16 protein-coding genes are annotated in these 17,394 nt (G+C 65.5%); 6 read left to right on the top strand and 10 right to left on the bottom strand.

Features of this window, described 5'->3' with window-relative positions; all coding sequences use genetic code 11:
- Positions 1–24 precede the first annotated feature (24 nt).
- The 6 genes from QCE62_RS13415 to hemA form a co-directional block, all read right to left on the bottom strand.
- Positions 25–810 (bottom strand): class III extradiol ring-cleavage dioxygenase, encoded by a 786-nt coding sequence (locus tag QCE62_RS13415; protein ID WP_309918684.1) that lies wholly within the window; start codon positions 808–810, stop codon positions 25–27.
- Between the two features lie 106 nt (positions 811–916).
- Entirely contained in the window at positions 917–1,519 is a 603-nt protein-coding gene (locus QCE62_RS13410; RefSeq protein ID WP_309918681.1) for a UbiX family flavin prenyltransferase, read from the bottom strand.
- A gap of 17 nt (positions 1,520–1,536) precedes the next feature.
- Complete coding sequence (grxD, locus tag QCE62_RS13405) at positions 1,537–1,848, bottom strand: Grx4 family monothiol glutaredoxin (protein WP_309810121.1); 312 nt, start codon at positions 1,846–1,848, stop codon at positions 1,537–1,539.
- Positions 1,849–1,932: 84 nt separating this feature from the next.
- Positions 1,933–2,769 carry a peptide chain release factor N(5)-glutamine methyltransferase gene (gene prmC / locus QCE62_RS13400; RefSeq protein WP_309918678.1) on the bottom strand — a complete coding sequence of 279 codons (837 nt, stop codon included), beginning with the start codon at positions 2,767–2,769 and terminating at the stop codon, positions 1,933–1,935.
- Entirely contained in the window at positions 2,766–3,848 is a 1,083-nt protein-coding gene (gene prfA / locus QCE62_RS13395) for a peptide chain release factor 1 (protein ID WP_309918675.1), read from the bottom strand. The genes prmC and prfA overlap by 4 nt, the downstream gene beginning before the upstream one ends.
- 95 nt (positions 3,849–3,943) lie before the next feature.
- The gene (gene hemA, locus QCE62_RS13390) at positions 3,944–5,239 is read right to left on the bottom strand and encodes a glutamyl-tRNA reductase (RefSeq protein ID WP_309918672.1); all 1,296 of its coding nucleotides are present in this window, start codon (positions 5,237–5,239) and stop codon (positions 3,944–3,946) included.
- A gap of 351 nt (positions 5,240–5,590) precedes the next feature.
- Here hemA and QCE62_RS13385 point away from each other — a divergent pair, with 351 nt between their 5' ends.
- The 3 genes from QCE62_RS13385 to QCE62_RS13375 all read left to right on the top strand — a co-directional run bounded on the left by QCE62_RS13385 (position 5,591) and on the right by QCE62_RS13375 (position 8,431).
- The gene (locus QCE62_RS13385; protein ID WP_309918669.1) at positions 5,591–5,863 is read left to right on the top strand and encodes a hypothetical protein; all 273 of its coding nucleotides are present in this window, start codon (positions 5,591–5,593) and stop codon (positions 5,861–5,863) included.
- Positions 5,864–5,958: 95 nt separating this feature from the next.
- Positions 5,959–7,788, top strand: coding sequence for an aminopeptidase P family protein (locus QCE62_RS13380; RefSeq protein WP_309918668.1), 1,830 nt, complete (start codon positions 5,959–5,961; stop codon positions 7,786–7,788).
- Positions 7,789–7,807: 19 nt separating this feature from the next.
- Positions 7,808–8,431, top strand: a complete 624-nt coding sequence (locus QCE62_RS13375) for an HAD family phosphatase (protein WP_309918666.1) — start codon at positions 7,808–7,810, stop codon at positions 8,429–8,431.
- Between the two features lie 19 nt (positions 8,432–8,450).
- Here QCE62_RS13375 and QCE62_RS13370 read toward each other — a convergent pair whose 3' ends face one another.
- The 4 genes from QCE62_RS13370 to ychF form a co-directional block, all read right to left on the bottom strand.
- Complete coding sequence (locus tag QCE62_RS13370; protein WP_309918663.1) at positions 8,451–9,578, bottom strand: DUF748 domain-containing protein; 1,128 nt, start codon at positions 9,576–9,578, stop codon at positions 8,451–8,453.
- A gap of 154 nt (positions 9,579–9,732) precedes the next feature.
- Positions 9,733–11,400, bottom strand: coding sequence for an energy-dependent translational throttle protein EttA (ettA, locus tag QCE62_RS13365; protein ID WP_309810097.1), 1,668 nt, complete (start codon positions 11,398–11,400; stop codon positions 9,733–9,735).
- A 158-nt stretch (positions 11,401–11,558) separates the two neighbouring features.
- Complete coding sequence (locus tag QCE62_RS13360) at positions 11,559–11,864, bottom strand: DUF3761 domain-containing protein (protein ID WP_309918660.1); 306 nt, start codon at positions 11,862–11,864, stop codon at positions 11,559–11,561.
- A 175-nt stretch (positions 11,865–12,039) separates the two neighbouring features.
- Complete coding sequence (ychF, locus tag QCE62_RS13355) at positions 12,040–13,134, bottom strand: redox-regulated ATPase YchF (protein ID WP_309918657.1); 1,095 nt, start codon at positions 13,132–13,134, stop codon at positions 12,040–12,042.
- Between the two features lie 232 nt (positions 13,135–13,366).
- Here ychF and QCE62_RS13350 point away from each other — a divergent pair, with 232 nt between their 5' ends.
- The 3 genes from QCE62_RS13350 to QCE62_RS13340 all read left to right on the top strand — a co-directional run bounded on the left by QCE62_RS13350 (position 13,367) and on the right by QCE62_RS13340 (position 17,296).
- On the top strand, positions 13,367–14,539 hold the full coding sequence (locus tag QCE62_RS13350; RefSeq protein WP_309918654.1) for a UbiH/UbiF family hydroxylase: 1,173 nt from the start codon (positions 13,367–13,369) through the stop codon (positions 14,537–14,539).
- 68 nt (positions 14,540–14,607) lie between these two features.
- On the top strand, positions 14,608–15,339 hold the full coding sequence (locus QCE62_RS13345) for a DsbC family protein (RefSeq protein WP_309918653.1): 732 nt from the start codon (positions 14,608–14,610) through the stop codon (positions 15,337–15,339).
- 157 nt (positions 15,340–15,496) lie between these two features.
- Entirely contained in the window at positions 15,497–17,296 is a 1,800-nt protein-coding gene (locus QCE62_RS13340; protein ID WP_309919841.1) for a PDZ domain-containing protein, read from the top strand.
- The last annotated feature ends 98 nt before the right edge of the window (positions 17,297–17,394 follow it).

Below are 17,394 nucleotides of genomic sequence, written 5' to 3'. Positions count from 1 at the left end.
TAACTGCTCAGGCGGTTTTTTTCATCATGCGTCCGAGAAGACGTAGTTCGTCATCGCCAGTGCGCGCTGGAAGGTTCCGAGCGACTGAATGCCGAGCGTGTAGTCATCCGCGGCGGCACCGAGCGCGCTGAACACCGGCAGCAGATGTTCGTCCGTCGGGTGCATCAGCGCCGCATGGGGCGCGCGCGCACGATAGTCGAGCAGCGCGTCGATGTCGCGTGCCGCCATGCGGTCCTCGAACCAGTCGGTGAATTCGGTGACGCGCGGATCGGCATCTTCGGGACGCGCGCTGAAATCGGCCATGCGCAGGTTGTGCGTGATCTGGCCGGAACCGACGATCATCACGCCCTCATCGCGCAGATCCCGCAGCGCCCGGCCCATGCCGAAATGATGCGCGGCGTCCAGGTGCGGCTGTATCGACAGCTGTGCGACCGGTACGTCGGCGTCCGGGAACATCAGCAGCAGGGGCACCCATGCGCCGTGATCCAGACCATGTTCGGTCGTCGCGGCGGGAATGCCCTGCGCGCCGAGCAAGGCGGCGGCGCGCTTCGCCAGATCGGGTGCGCCGGGCGCCGGGTAGCGCAGGTCGTACAGCGCACGCGGAAATCCGTAGAAGTCGTGGATGGTTTCCGGCCGCTCGGCGATGCTCGCAACCGGCTGCGCGGTGCCCCAGTGCGCCGACAGCATCAGGATCGCACGCGGGCGCGGCAACGTCGCGCTCAGCGAGGCGAATTCGGCGGAAGGCATCGACGGGTCGATCGGCAGCGTCGGCGCGCCGTGGGAAATGAAGACGGTGGGTGTCGGGCTCATGACGGCAAGGTTCCTATGGACTATGTCGTCAATGTAGGGCCGCTCGGGGCGTTAATAAACCTTCTGCAAGGCAACGGATTATGTCGCCATTGTTGCTAATAACGCACTAGTCGAGCGTTGCGCGCAATCCCTGCCACGCCGACGCAACCGGCTGCCCGAAGCCAAACAGATCGATGACGCGCGCCACGGTGTGGTCCACCATTTCGTCGATCGTCGCGGGCTTCTGATAGAACGCCGGCAACGGCGGAAAGATCACGCCGCCCATTTCCGTGACCGACGTCATGTTGCGCAGGTGCGCGAGGTTGAACGGCGTTTCCCGCACAAGCAGTACGAGTCGGCGCCGTTCCTTGAGGACGACATCGGCGGCGCGGGTAATCAGATTGTCAGAGAGACCGTGCGCGATGCTGCCGAGTGTGCGCATCGAGCAGGGCGCGACCACCATGCCGTCGGTGGCGAAGGAGCCGGAAGCGATGCTCGCGCCGACATCGCGCACGCTGTGTACGACATCCGCCCGCGCGTGGACGGCGGCGCGGTCGAGATCGAGTTCGTGCTGGATATTGAGCCAGCCGGCGCTGGAGACGAGCAGATGCGTCTCGACGCCGCCCAGGCGGCGCAGCATGTCGAGCAAACGCACGCCGTAGATGGCGCCTGTCGCCCCGGTGATTGCGACGATCAGGCGTCGCTGCGGGGCGGGCAGGCTGGTTGGCATCGGCGGGCGAGTGGGACTCAGGCGGCGGCGAAGAGCTGCTGCAGTTCGCCCGACTGATACATCTCCATCATGATGTCCGAGCCGCCGATGAACTCGCCGTTCACGTACAGCTGCGGAATGGTCGGCCAGTTGGAGAACTGCTTGATGCCCTGACGGACGGCGTCGTCTTCGAGCACGTTGACGGTGGTGATCTTGTCGACGCCGCAGGCCTTCAGGACCTGGATGGCGCGGCCTGAGAAGCCGCACATCGGGAATTGCGCCGTGCCCTTCATGAAAAGCACGACGGGATTCGATTCGACGATCTGCTTGATATGTTCTTGCGTATCCATGGCGTTCCTGCGCGTGAAAGTCGGGGGACTGATGGTTGAAATGATAGCGGATTTCGCTTTTGAGAGCTGACGACGTCCGGCGCTTCAGGCCGTGAAAACGCCGCCCGTGCAGCGCTCGATGCCGGCGAGATCGCGCAGCGAATGCACGTCACTGAAGCCGCGCGCCTGCAGGAGACGCCGCACGGCGTCAGCCTGATCGTAGCCATGCTCGAGCCACAGCGTGCCGTTCACCGCGAGCAGGAACGGCGCTTTTTCGACAATCTCGCGAATCGCCGACAAACCGTCGGATTCGTCGGTCAGCGCGCCGCGCGGTTCAAAGCGCAGGTCGCCTTGTTCGAGATGCGGATCGCTGCTCGCGATATAGGGCGGATTGCTGACGATCGCCTCGAACAGCAGCGACGGTTCGAGGTTCGCCGTCCAGTCGCTTGCGACGAAGGTAACCGGACCGCCCGCGCGCGCGGCGTCGAGCAAACGCACGGCATTTGAGCGCGCGACGTCGAGCGCGGCCGGCGAGCGATCCACGGCCCACATCTTCGCATCGGGCCGCGCGTGTGCCAGCGACACCGCGATCGCGCCGCTGCCCGTGCCCAGATCGAGCACGCGCGGGTTCGGCGTGCCGGCAATGATGCCGAGCACGGTTTCCACCAGCAATTCGGTTTCCGGACGCGGAATCAGCACGTCGGGCGTGACCTCGAAGTCGAGGCCGAAGAATTCGCGCCTGCCGACCAGCTGCGCGATGGGCTCGCCATTCAGACGGCGCGCGACGAGCGCCTCGAAGCGCGCGACGGACGCGTCATCGAGCGGTTCCTGATCGCGCGTGATGAGTTCCGTGCGGCGCCAGCCGAGCACGTGCATCAGCAGCACGCGCGCGTCGAGCGGCGGCAGTCCGGACGCACGCAGCACGTCGGCCGCAGTGCTCACTCCGCTTCCCCGAGCGCCGCCAGCAATTCCGCCTGATGCTCGGAGACGAGCGCGCCGATCAGCTCGTCGATATCGCCGTCCATGATGTATTCGAGCTTGTAGAGCGTCAGGTTGATCCGGTGATCCGTCATGCGTCCTTGCGGGAAGTTGTAGGTGCGGATGCGTTCCGAGCGGTCGCCGGAGCCGATCAAACTCTTGCGCGTCGCCGCTTCCTTGGCGTGCTGCTCGTGATACTGCTTGTCCTTGATGCGCGCGGCCAGCACCTTCAGCGCGCGGTCCTTGTTCTTGTGCTGCGAGCGGTCGTCCTGGCATTCGACGACGATGCCGGTCGGCAAGTGCGTGACGCGCACGGCCGAATCGGTCTTGTTGATGTGCTGCCCGCCCGCGCCCGACGCGCGGAACGTATCGATGCGCAGATCGGCCGGATTGATCACGACTTCGCTGATTTCATCGGCTTCCGGCATCACGGCGACGGTACACGCCGAAGTGTGGATGCGGCCTTGCGTTTCGGTCGCCGGCACGCGCTGCACGCGATGCCCGCCCGATTCGAACTTGAGCCGCGAATACGCGCCCTGTCCGGCGATGCGCACGATCACTTCCTTGTAGCCGCCGAGATCAGACACGCTCTCCGACATCGTCTCGGCGCTCCAGCGGTTGCGCTCGGCGTAACGCAGATACATGCGCAACAGGTCGCCCGCGAACAGCGCCGATTCGTCGCCACCCGCGCCCGCACGGATTTCGATGAAGATGTTGCGCTCGTCGTTGGGGTCCTTCGGCAGCAGCATGGTCTGCAGATCGCCTTCGATGGTTGCCATGCGCTCGCGCGCCTCGCCGATCTCCTCCTCGGCGAAATCGCGCATCGACGGATCGGCGAGCAGTTCCTGCGCCGTGGCTTCATCGGTGAGCGCCTGCCGCCAGAGCGCGTATTGATCGACGATCGGGCTGATTTCCGCGTGCTCGCGCGTGAGCTTGCGATATTGGTCCATGTCGGACGTGACGTCCTCACGGCTCAACAGTTCATTGAGATCGACCTGGCGTCTGGCGAGCTGGTCGAGCTTGCTTTGCATGCTCGTTTTCATCGTGCGGAGTTGGCGCGGCGGGCGCCGGGAATGACTGCGATCAGGAAGCCGGCGCTGGCGGCGCGCGGCCTTGGAGAATAGCAAAGATGGAGCCGCTAACGGTCCGACGAATCGGCCTTGTCGCCGTGGCGGTAGAAGCCGCTCATCAGGTCGATGAGCTGGCTGCGTTCCTCGCTGCTCGCGCGATTGAGCGCGTGCGTGGGACCGTGGATCAGCTTGTTGGTGAGCGCCTGCGACAGCGCTTCGAGCACGGCCGCGGGGTCGTCGCCGCGCGACAGCATCTTGCGGGCGCGTTCCACTTCGGCGCGGCGCAATGCGTCGGCCTGCGTGTGCATGTGGCGGATGACCGGCACGATGCTGCGCGCATCCAGCCATTGCATGAAATTCTGCACCCGCGTTTCGATGATCGATTCCGCCTGCGCCACCGCCGCCTGACGCGATGCATTGCCTTCGCGCACGATGGCGCCGAGGTCGTCGACGGTGTAGAGGAATACGTCGTGCAGGTTGCCGATTTCCGGTTCGATGTCGCGCGGCACGGCCAGGTCGACCATGAAAATGGGCCGGTGACGGCGCGCGCGCACGGCGCGCTCGACCGCGCCCAGTCCGATGATGGGCAGCGTCGACGCCGTGCACGACACGATGATGTCGAACTCGTGCATGCGCGCGGGCAGGTCGGACAGCGGAATGGCGCGGCCGTTGAAGCGGCCGGCGAGCTTCTCGCCGCGTTCGGCGGTGCGGTTCGCGACCACGAGTTCACGCGGATTCTGCGCGGCGAAATGGGTGGCGCACAGCTCGATCATCTCGCCCGCGCCGATGAACAGCACGCGCTGGCCGGAGATGTTCTCGAAGATGCGCTGCGCGAGGCGCACGGCGGCGGCGGCCATGGACACCGACTGCGCGCCGATTTCCGTGGTCGTGCGCACTTCCTTCGCGACCGCGAAGGTGCGCTGGAACAGCTGGTTGAGATAAGTGCCGAGCGCGCCGGCTTCCGAGGCCGTGCGCACCGCATCCTTCATCTGTCCGACGATCTGGGTTTCGCCGAGCACCATCGAGTCGAGGCCCGAGGCGACGCGGAAGGCGTGGCGCACGGCTTCCGATTGCGGCAGCGCGTACACGTGCGGCGCGAGTTCGGGAACCGGGATGGCGTGATACTTCGACAGCCATTCGATGGCGGCTTCGCGGGCGGCGGAGTCGTCGGTGGCGCAGTAGAGTTCGGTGCGATTGCAGGTCGACAGGATGGCCGCTTCGGGCGAAACCTTCGCGAGCGGACCGAGCCAGATGTCTTTCAGCGCGCCCAGCGCGGGCTTGAGCTGTTCGAGCGGAAACGCCACGCGTTCGCGCAAGGCGACTGGCGCAGTGTGATGATTGATTCCGATCGTGAGGAGATGCATTGTTTTAACGATGCTCTTGGCCTAAGCCGATGGCCTTTCAATAGCCCAATATTATAGCGTTTCGCGTGAATCTTCATTTATAGGGGCTATTTGACGCGCACGCGGTCCAAACCGGCTGAAAGCCTTGCGGGTATTGGCTGGCGCGGTCTGAGAGGCATGTGCGGCCCGACGCGGCTGATCGACGCACGAACGGTCTTTTCCCGCTTTTTGCCCGTCAGTCCGTAGTCTTGCCTTCGCCAAATCCGGCCCCTAAACTCAGCCTTCCACTTTCGAAGACCCCGGATCGCGCATGTTCGACTCTCCCCCTGTCTCACGCGGCCGCCCGGCGCTTGCAATGGAGCACGGCCGCTGATGGGCTGGCTCGGACTGATCTTCCTGGGTGCGGTGATCGGCGCCGCGAGCTGGTGGCTGCATCCGCTGCGGCGCGCGGGACGCGTCGGCCGCGGACCGGCGGGACGGATCTGGACGGCGGTTGCGGCTGGCATACTGGCGAGCATCGTGGCGCGCATGCTCGGCAACATCGTCGATCTTTATCACGACGGCGACACGCTCGAATGGCTCGCGTGCGCGGTCTTCGCGTTGCTCGTCGTGACGTTCACCGTCGGACTGGCGGCGCGCCGCTGATTTCTTTCCCGGCGGACAGCGGGCGATCCTCGCTGCCCGTCGCGCCCTCTGAAGCGCCAAAGGGCTTTCAAGCACGTTTCGAAGCAGGTGACCCCATGAACGATCGCATTGCAGATTCCGCCATTCCCGAGCCGTCCACGTTTGCGCGCCGCATCGACGCGCTGCGCCGCCAGATGGCGCTCGACCATCTCGCCGCCGTACTCATTCCGTCCGCCGATCCGCATCTCTCCGAATATCTGCCGGAACGCTGGCAGGGACGTCAGTGGCTTTCCGGCTTTACGGGTTCGGTCGGCACGCTGGTCGTGACCGCGGATTTCGCGGGCGTCTGGGTCGACAGCCGCTACTGGACGCAGGCCGAAGCCCAACTGGCCGGAACCGGCATCGTGCTGATGAAGATGATGGCCGGTCAGCAGAGCGCGCCGCATGTCGAATGGCTCGCGGAGCACGTGCCGGAGGGCGAGACCGTGGCGGTGGACGGAACCGTGCTCGGCGTCGCGGCGGCGCGCGCGCTGGCCGATGCGCTCGACGCACGCGGCATCGTGCTGCACACGGATCTCGATCTGCTCGAGGCCGTCTGGCCCGCGCGTCCGGGCCTGCCCGATGCACCCGTCTACGAACACGCGGCGCCGCATGCGAGCGTCGCGCGCGCCGACAAGCTGGCGCAATTGCGCGAGTCGATGCGCGCGAAAGGCGCTCAGTGGCATTTCGTGTCCACGCTCGACGATCTCGCCTGGATCTTCAACCTGCGCGGCGGCGATGTGAGCTACAACCCGGTGTTCGTCGCGCATGCGCTGATCGGCGCCGATGACGCGACGCTCTTCGTCGCCGACGGCAAAGTGCCGGAAGCGTTGCAGCAATCGCTCGCGCGCGACCACGTGCGCGTCGCGCCGTATGCGGACGCGCCCGGCGCGCTGGGCGCGTTGCCCGCGGGCGCGACGCTGCTGATCGATCCGCGCCGCATCACGCATGGCTTGCTGGAGAAGGCGCCGTCGACGGTCACGATTGTCGAGGCGGTGAATCCGTCGACCTTCGCGAAGTCGCGCAAGACCGCGGCCGAAGCCGAGCACGTCCGCGCGACGATGGAGCAGGACGGCGCCGCACTCGCCGAATTCTTCGCATGGTTCGAGGGCGCGCTGGGCCGCGAGCGCATCACGGAACTCACCATCGACGAAAAGCTGACGGCGGCGCGCGCGCGCCGGCCGGGCTTCGTCACGCTGTCGTTCGGCACGATCGCGGGCTTCAATGCCAACGGCGCCATGCCGCATTACCGCGCAACCGAGGCCTCGCACGCGGTGATCGAGGGCAACGGGCTGTTGCTGATCGATTCGGGCGGCCAGTACCTGAGCGGCACGACCGATATCACGCGGGTCGTGCCGGTCGGCGAGATCACGGCGGAACACAAGCGCGACTTCACGGTCGTGCTGAAGGGCACGATGGCGCTTTCGCGCGCACGCTTTCCGCGCGGCATCCGCTCGCCGATGCTCGATTCGATCGCGCGCGCGCCGATCTGGGAAGCGGGCGCGGACTACGGCCATGGGACGGGCCACGGCGTCGGCTACTTCCTGAACGTGCACGAAGGTCCGCAGGTCATTTCCCACTACGCGCCCGCCGAACCGTGGACGGCGATGGAAGAGGGCATGATCACCTCGATCGAGCCGGGGCTTTACCGGCCGGGCAAGTGGGGCATCCGCATCGAGAATCTCGCGATGAACCGCGCCGCCGGGAGGACCGAGTTCGGCGATTTCCTCGAGTTCGAGACGCTGACCCTGTGTCCGATCGATACGCGCTGTATCGACCTGTCCTTGCTGCGCGAGGATGAACGCGCGTGGCTCAATGCCTATCACGAGACGGTGCGCAGGCGCGTGTCGCCGCATGTGTCGGGCGCGGCGCTGGCGTGGCTCGAGGCCCGCACTCAAGCCATATGACCAAAGGGAGCGTCGGACCATGGCCATCCAGGCAGTCGTGTTCGATTTCGGCGGCGTGCTGATCGACTGGGATCGGGATTATCTGTACCAGCAGCTGATCCCCGACGAAAGTGAGCGCCGCTGGTTTCTCGACAACGTCTGCAAGATGGAATGGGTCGTGCAGCAGGACGGCGGCCAGACCATTGAAGCGGGCACGGCCGAGCTGATCGCGCTTCATCCCGGACATGAAGCGTTGATTCGCGCCTTTTACGCGCGTTGGCCCGAGATGGTGGCGGGCGTGCTGGACGAGGGCGTCGCGCTGATGGAGCGGCTGGAGCGCGCGGACGTGCCGCTGTTCGGGCTCACCAACTGGTCGGCGGAAACCTTTCCTTATGCATGGGAGCGTTTCGACGTGCTGCGCCGGTTTCGCGAAGTGGTCGTGTCAGGGCGCGTCGGGCTGGTGAAGCCCGATCCGCGCATCTTCGCGCTGATGTTCGACGAAATCGAAAAGCATCTGCCGGGCGTGCAGCCGTCCGAACTCGTCTTCATCGACGACAACCTCCACAACGCGCAGGCCGCGACCGCGCTTGGCTGGCATGGCGTTCACCATACGGACGCATCAAGCACGGAAGCGCAATTGCGGGCGTTGAAGCTGGCGTTCTGATCGAACGAAGCGAAGCGCGCTACTGCCCCAAGAGGTTCTTCAGCGCGTTGCCGATTCCCCGCACGGTATCACCCGTGCCCTTCGCGACGCCTTCCACGCTCACGCCGAGCGCCTTCGCGAAACCCGCCGTCAGCTTCTTCGAGAGGCTTTCGCTCAGCGAGAACTTCGGATCGCGCAGATCGCCGTCGAGCACGAAATCGAGCTTGATCTGCTCCTTGCGGTCTTTCAGCGCGGCGATGGCGGCCTTGGTCGGGATCGAGAGAAAGGTGTCGAGCGGATTGCCCGAGTCGCTGATCTGCAGATGATTCAACACCAGCGAGCCGGGTGCGTGAATGCGGTTGTCCTTCACGGTGGCGTCCACGGTCATGTCGATGGTGCCGCCCGTCACCGCCGCGCGCGCGCCCGCCTTCTTCAAGAGATACGGATCGAGCGTCTGGACATCGACGGAACGCAGTGTCGCGCGCGTCTGCGAATCCTTGCTCGCAATGACCATCCAGCCGCCCCACGACACCGTGCCGGTATGCTGCGGACCCTTGATCGAGCCGGACATGGACAGGTCGGTGCGCTCGTTGAGCGCAGGCAGGTGAAGACGATCGATGGTCGCGCGCGCATCGCCGATCAGCACGCGATACGGCGGGTTCTGCACGGAGCTGTCGAAGAACTCCATCGAGCCGCGCTCGAACGAGACCCGGTCGATGACTTTTTCCTCTTGCGCGTGCTCGTCGGCCTGACTGTTGTCCGACTTTGCGTCGGCGGCACGTGCGGTTTCCTTCAGACCGGGCAGGATGCGCACGCGGCCATTGGCGGAACGGACGATCGACAGATAGTAGTTGTCGACGCTCACACTGCGCAGGTGGATGGGGCGCGTGATGAGCGAGCGCATGTCGACGTCGAGCACGATGCGTTCGGCGCGCATCGCGTCGCCGGTGGGCCAGTCTTTCGGGCCGCGCAGGCGCACGCGTGACAGCGTCACGTGGCCGAAATCCACGTCGATCTCCTCGACCGACCCGTTTGGACCGAGCGTCTCGAGAATCCGCTCTTTCATCTGATGCACGACGAACAGCCATCCGCCGATCGCCACGACGACGAGCGCCACGATGATCCCGACTGCCCAAAGCGCTCCCCGCCGCGCGCCCGATCCCGCCATCTGCGTGTGTCTCCCGGAAGTCCTGCTGAAAAGTCGCCGCGCTGTGTAGTCTTGTCTGACAAAAAAGACTGGCGACCGCGTCCCCCACAGTCGCCACTTTCGCGCCGGATGTCGGTGCGCGCGCCCGCACAAGCGCGCGGGCGGCGCTGCGGGATTAGCGCGTGATCGGCTTGTAGCGCAGGCGTTTCGGCTTGGCGGCTTCCTCGCCGAGACGCTTGCGCTTGTCGGCCTCGTATTCCTGATAGTTGCCGTCGAAGAACTCGACGTGCGAGTCGCCTTCGAACGCCAGGATATGCGTCGCGATGCGGTCGAGGAACCAGCGATCGTGCGAGATCACCATCACGGAGCCGGCGAATTCGAGCAGCGCGTCTTCGAGCGCGCGCAGCGTTTCGACGTCGAGATCGTTGGACGGTTCGTCGAGCAGCAGCACGTTGCCGCCGGCGATCAGCGTCTTCGCCAGATGCAGGCGTCCGCGTTCGCCGCCCGACAGGTTGCCGACGATCTTCTGCTGGTCGCTGCCCTTGAAGTTGAAGCGGCCGATATACGCGCGCGACGGCGTTTCGTACTTGCCGACGGTCAGGACATCCGCGCCGCCCGAGATTTCCTCGAACACGGTCTTGTCGCCGCCGAGCGCGTCGCGGCTCTGGTCGACGTAGGCGAGCCTGACGGTCGGACCCTTGACGATTTCGCCCGAATCCGGCTGCTCCTTGCCGGTCAGCATGCGGAACAGCGTGGACTTGCCGGCGCCGTTCGGCCCGATGATGCCGACGATCGCGCCCGCCGGAATCTTCATGCTCAGGTCGTCGATCAGCAGGCGGTCGCCATAGGACTTGCTGACGTTCTTGAACTCGATGACTTCATTGCCGAGACGGTCGCCGACCGGAATGAAGATTTCCTGCGTTTCGTTGCGCTTCTGGTATTCCTGGCTATTGAGTTCCTCGAAGCGGGCGATACGCGCCTTCGACTTCGCCTGACGGCCTTTCGGGTTCTGGCGCACCCATTCGAGTTCTTTCTTGATGGCCTTCTGACGCGCGGATTCGCTGGATTCTTCCTGCTTCAGGCGGTCTTCCTTCTGGTCGAGCCAGCTCGAATAGTTGCCCTTCCACGGGATGCCGTGGCCGCGGTCGAGTTCGAGAATCCACTCGGCGGCGTTGTCGAGGAAGTAGCGGTCGTGGGTCACCGCGACGACGGTGCCGGGATAGCGCGTCAGGAACTGCTCGAGCCATTCGACGGATTCGGCGTCGAGGTGGTTGGTCGGTTCGTCGAGCAGCAGCATGTCGGGCTTTTGCAGCAGCAGCTTGCAGAGCGCGACGCGGCGCTTCTCGCCGCCCGACAGATGTTCGATCTTCGCGTCCCAGGCCGGCAGGCGCAGTGCGTCGGCGGCGACTTCGAGCTGCTGCTCGGGGCTGCCGCCGTCGCTGGTCGAGAGGATGGCTTCGTACTTCGCCTGTTCGGCGGCGAGCTGGTCGAAGTCGGCGTCGGGTTCGGCGTAGGCGGCGTAGATTTCATCGAGCTTCTTCTGCGCCTGGAAGACGTCGCCGAGACCTTCCTCGACCGCTTCGCGCACGGTCTGCTGCGGATCCAGTTGCGGCTCCTGCGGCAGATAGCCGATGTTGAGGTTGGGCATCGGCGTGGCTTCGCCTTCGATGTCGCGATCGACGCCCGCCATGATCCGGATCAGCGTGGACTTGCCGGAACCGTTCAGGCCGAGCAGGCCGATCTTCGCGCCCGGGAAGAACGACAGGGAAATGTCTTTCAGGATCTGACGCTTCGGCGGCACGATCTTGCCGACGCGGTTCATGGTGAAGACGTATTGGGCCATGTGGATGTCTTGGGTGGTCGTCTGGTGAGAAGTGCGGCTGCCGCGCGCGTGCGGTGCGGCAGCCGATGCTGTTGCTGTCCGGCGGCGCGGGAAGGTGGCGCCGCCCGCGCGCGGTGCGCGGCGGGCTGAAGCGTCATTGTACTTCGCGAGGCGATCCGCTATTGCCAGCGCGCGACGCCGCCGTGACGCGAGCAGGTGCCGCTGTGATGCCGGCTGAAACTGTCGGAACCGTCGCGGCACTGGGCGGTGGCGCCGGCGGGCACGTTGCCGGAACGGGAGCGCGCGGGCGCGTGAACGGTGTCGCCGTCGCGGTTGGTGTAGTGGCCGTGGCTGTCGAGATCGGATTCGTCGGGTTGCTGCGGGTAGGGGAGATTCTGGTAGGCGAAGGCGGCCGGCGTCCAGATGAGGCTGGCGGCGATGAGCCAGGCGGCGTAGATGCGGGCGGGGAAGTGTCTCTTCTTCATTGTTTTTCTCTGCTTGTTGTTGTGGGTGGCGCAGATGCGTGGCGCAGGCTGGGGCTGCCTCGTTCGTTTCTTCGTTTTTTCGCTGTCGTGCTTCGTCGCGGTCGAAAAAAAACGGAGTCCCTTTTATCGGGGACTCCGCTTCGTGAAGCAAGGTAGTTTGACGCTTTTTGACGATTTACACGTTGAACAGGAAATTCATGACATCCCCGTCATGCACGACATATTCCTTGCCTTCCGCGCGCATCTTGCCGGCTTCCTTGGCGCCTTGCTCGCCCTTGAAGGCGACGTAGTCATCGAAGGAAATGGTCTGGGCGCGGATGAAGCCGCGTTCGAAATCCGTATGGATCGCGCCCGCCGCCTGCGGCGCCGTGTCGCCGATATGGATGGTCCACGCGCGCACTTCCTTCACGCCTGCCGTGAAGTACGTCTGCAAGCCGAGCAGCTTGAAGCCGGCGCGGATCACGCGGTTCAGGCCCGGCTCGGTCATGCCCATGTCGGCGAGGAAGTCGGTCTTGTCGGCGTCGTCGAGATCGGCGATTTCCGCCTCGATCGCCGCGCACACCGCGACCACCGGCGCATGCTCGGCCTCGGCGTGCTTGCGCACTGCGTCGAGATACGGGTTGTTCTCGAAGCCGTCGTCCTTCACGTTGGCGACGTACATGGTCGGCTTCGACGTGATCAGGCAGAACGGCTTGATGAGCAGCAACTCTTCGTCGCTCAGCGAGAGGCCGCGCACGGGCTTCGCCTGGTCGAGTTGCGCGCGCACCTTTTCGAGCACGGCGACGAGCTTGATCGCTTCCTTGTCGTTGCCCGATTTGGCGGCCTTCGAATAACGCGACTGCGCCTTCTCCACGGTCGACAGGTCCGCGAGCGCGAGTTCCGTGTTGATGACTTCGATGTCCGCGATCGGATCGATCTTGCCCGCGACGTGGATCACGTTCTCATCGTCGAAGCAGCGCACGACGTGCGTGATGGCGTCGGTTTCGCGGATGTTGGCGAGAAACTGGTTGCCGAGACCTTCGCCCTTCGACGCCCCTGCGACCAGTCCGGCGATATCGACGAATTCGACCACGGCCGGCAGGATGCGCTCGGGCTTGACGATGTCGGCGAGCGCCTGGAGACGCGCATCCGGCACTTCGACCACGCCGACGTTCGGCTCGATGGTGCAGAACGGATAGTTCTCGGCGGCAATGCCCGCCTTGGTCAACGCATTGAAGAGGGTGGACTTGCCGACGTTGGGCAAGCCGACGATGCCGCATTGGAGGCTCATGGGATCCTTCGAACTGGTGAGACGGCGCGAGTCGCGCGTTTTCGTCAAAAATGGTGCGCGATGGACGGGCGATGACGCCCGCTCCGACCGGCGGCCGCGTGCCGCGGCCAGGCAAGCCGCTATTGTACCGTTGCGTACCGTTGCGCCGGACCTCGAAGGTCGGCGGGCCTGAGCCTGCGCTCGCATCTGCAAGCCCCCAAACCCCTCCGACCCCCACAGCTATAATGCCCGGATGACTTCGCACCCACTGAAATTCCACGCGATCGTCGTCGGCGGCGGGCTCGTCGGCAAGACGGCCGCGCTGGCACTCGCGCAATCCGGGCTGCGCACCGCGCTCGTCGCGTCGCGCGCCGCCGGCCTGCCGCCGGGCGCCGCGTTCGATTCGCGCATCTACGCGCTGTCGTCCAGCTCGCAGGCGCTGCTCGAACGGCTGCGCGTCTGGCAGGCGCTCGACCGCTCGCGCCTGGGGCCGGTGTTCGACATGCGCGTGTTCGGCGATGCCCACGCCGAATTGCACTTCTCCGCCTTCCAGGCATCGGTGCCGCAGCTGGCGTGGATCGTCGAATCGTTGCTGATCGAGCAGTCGCTCGACGCCGCCTTGCGCTTCCAGCCGAGCCTGTCCTGGTTTGAATCGCGCGCGCAAGGCATGACCGTCGAGGCCGACGCGGCCCACATCGCGCTCGCAAGCGGCGAGTCCCTCGAAGCGGATCTGATCGTCGGCGCCGATGGCGCGCATTCCTGGGTCCGTGCGCAAATGGGCGCGAAGATGACCCGTCGCGATTATCGCCAGACCGGCGTCGTCGCCAATTTCAAGGCCGAGCGGCCGCACGGCGAGACCGCCTACCAGTGGTTCCGCGATTCCGAAATCATCGCGCTGCTGCCGCTGCCGGGCGATCACGTGTCGCTCGTCTGGTCGGCGCGCACCGAGCACGCCGACGACCTGCTCGCACTCGATCCCGCGCAACTCGCCGCCCAGGTCGAAACCGCGACGCAAAACCAACTCGGCACGCTCGACTGCGTGACGCCGGCGCAAGGTTTTCCGCTCGGGCTGCAGACCGTCGACCGGCTGATCGCGCCGCGCGTGGCGCTCGTCGGCGATGCGGCGCACCTGATTCACCCGCTCGCCGGCCAGGGCATGAACCTCGGGTTGCGCGACGTCGCCGCGCTCGCGGATGTCATCGCCAACAAGGAGTCGTTCCGCGACCTCGGCGACCCGACCCTGTTGCGCCGCTACGAACGCGCGCGCCGCGAAGACATCCAGAAGCTCATGTTCGCCACGGACGGCCTGCAGCGGCTCTTCGCCGTGCCCGGCACGTTCGCGCGCGCGGTGCGCAATACCGGCATGGCGTTCGTCGGCGCGCTGCCGCTGGTCAAGCGCTGGCTGGTGTCGGCGGCGCTCGGTTGAAACAAAACATTGATTGATATTCCGACGCGCGGCATTCGCGCGACGCTGGCCGACTCACAGGAAACCGCATGAAAACCATTCTTCGTTCTGCGTTCGCGACGGCTGCGGCGCTCGCCGTCACGCTCGGCGTGACCGGTCCGGCCCACGCCGACGCCACCACCGACAAACTCAAGTCGACGCTCGAGTCGCGCATGGGCGACGCCAGCATCAAGAGCATCGACAAGACCGCGATTCCCGGTCTCTACGAAGTGAATCTCGGCTCGCAGATCATCTACAGCGACGCCACCGGCAACTACGTGCTGATCGGCGATCTCGTCGACACCCGCAGCAGCAAGAACCTGACCGAGGCGCGGCTCTCGGAAACCAACAAGATCGACTTCGCGAAGCTGCCGTTCGAGAACGCGGTGAAGGTGGTGAAGGGCAACGGCAGCCGCAAGATCGCCGTGTTCTCGGATCCGAACTGTCCGTACTGCAAGCAGCTCGAAACCACCCTCAAGTCCATCGACAACGTCACGGTCTACACCTTCCTGTACCCGGTGCTGTCGCCGGATTCCACGGCCAAGTCGAAGTCGATCTGGTGCGCGAAGGATCGCGGCAATTCATGGGAAAGCTGGATGCTGGATCACAAGGCGCCGGCCACGGCCGCGAACTGCGACACCACCGCGATCGACAAGAACCTGAAGCTCGGCCGCACGATGAACGTGACCGGCACGCCGACCGTCTTCCTCGCCGATGGCCGTCGTCTGCCGGGCGCCGTGCCCGCCGACCGGCTGGAGAAGGAACTGTCGGCCGCGCAGTGAGCGCGATGCGGCACGAGCACGGAGGCGCCTGGCGCCTCCTTTGTTTTACGGGCTCCGGTTCGCCGGCCGGGGCCGCGGGCATAACGGGCGCAAAGCGCGCAAGCGGCACAAGCGGCGCGCCCGGCACAAGAACAAGGACCACGCGATGACACCTTCCCTGCAACCGGTGCATTACAGCATCGTTCCGAAAAAACCCGCCGCGCATCTTTTCGAAGTCACGCTGACCGTCGCCGACACCGATCCGGCCGGCCAGCGCTTCATGCTGCCGGTGTGGATTCCGGGCAGCTACATGATCCGCGAGTTCGCGCGCAACATCGTGACCTTGCAGGCCTTCAACGCGGCGGGCCGCAAGGTCGCGATCGACAAGATCGACAAGCACGCGTGGCAGGCGGCGCCCGTCGAAGGCCCGCTCACGCTGCGCTATGAGGTCTACGCGTGGGATCTGTCGGTGCGCGCCGCGCATCTCGACGACAGCATCGGCTTCTTCAACGCGACGAGCGTGTTCCTCGCGGTGGAAGGGCAGTCGGGCGCGCCGTGCGTGGTCGACATCCAGTCGCCCGAGGGCGGGGCGTATCGCAACTGGCGCGTCGCCACGGCGCTGCGCGAAGCGCGCGGCACGAAGCGCTACGGCTTCGGGGCCTACGAGGCCGACAACTACGACGAACTCGCCGACCATCCCGTCACGCTCGGCGAATTCGCGCTCGGCAGTTTCACCGCGCATGGCGTGAAGCACGACATCGTGATCTCGGGGCGCGTCGTCAATCTCGACATGAACCGGCTCCAGGCCGATCTCAAGCGCGTCTGCGAAGCGCAGATCGCGCTGTTCGAGCCGCGCACGAAGCGCGCGCCGATGGACCGCTACGTGTTCATGACGCTGGCCGTCGGCGATGGGTATGGCGGGCTCGAGCATCGCGCATCGACAGCGTTGATCTGCAATCGCACGGATCTGCCGGTGCAGGGCCGGCCGGACCTGAGCGACGGCTATCGCACCTATCTCGGCCTGTGCAGCCACGAATACTTCCATACGTGGAACGTGAAGCGCATCAAGCCCGCGACCTTCGCACCGTACGATCTGTCGCAGGAGAATTACACGACGCTGCTGTGGCTCTTCGAAGGCTTCACGTCGTACTACGACGACCTGATGCTCGTGCGCAGCGGCCTCATCACCGCCGGCGACTACTTCAGCCTGCTCGGCAAGACGATCGGCGGCGTGCTGCGCGGCGCGGGACGTTTCAAGCAGTCGGTCGCGCAAAGCTCGTTCGACGCGTGGGTGAAGTACTACCGCGCCGATGAAAACGCGCCGAACGCGATCGTCAGCTATTACCAGAAAGGTTCGCTGGTCGCGCTGGCGTTTGATCTGTCGATCCGCGCGCAGACCGACAACGGCAAGTCGCTCGACGATGTCATGCGCCTGCTGTGGCAGCGCTACGGACGCGACTTCTATCACGGCAAGGCGCGCGGCATTCGCGAGGAAGACGTCGAGGCGCTGTTCGCCGAAGCCACCGGCGCGGACCTGCGCGCGCTGTTCCGTGACGGCGTGCGCGGCACCCGCGACCTGCCGCTGGATGCCTTGCTGGAGCCGTTCGGCATCGCGCTCGCGCCGGATCTGCCCGGCAATGGCGCGGCGCGCAAGCCCACGCTCGGCGTGCGCGTGCGCGGCGGCGCGGAGTGCGCGCTCGCGGTCGTCCACGAGGGCGGCGCGGCGCAGAAGGCCGGATTGTCGGCGGGCGACGTGCTGGTCGCGATCGACGGTCTGCGCGTCACCGGCTCCAATCTCGACAGCCTGCTGTCGCGCTATCTGCCGGGCGCGAAGGTGGAGATCCATGCGTTTCGCCGCGATGAATTGCGCCGCACGGAACTCAAGCTCGACGGGCCCGAGGTCGTGCGTTACCTGCTGACGGCCATCGACGGACGCGGCCCGTCGAAGCAATGGCGCGAGCGCTGGCTGAAAGGCTGAGGCGTCCGAAGCCGGCGGGCGGATTGTTCTACCCCTGCAACAATCCGTCACGGGCGAATGGCTTTTAATCGATCGTCGAAAGGGGAGAATGCTTCCTA

It is taken from the genome of Caballeronia sp. LZ033 (assembly GCF_031451265.1).
Lineage (GTDB): Bacteria > Pseudomonadota > Gammaproteobacteria > Burkholderiales > Burkholderiaceae > Caballeronia.
This window is presented reverse-complemented; position numbering and strand designations above follow the sequence as displayed.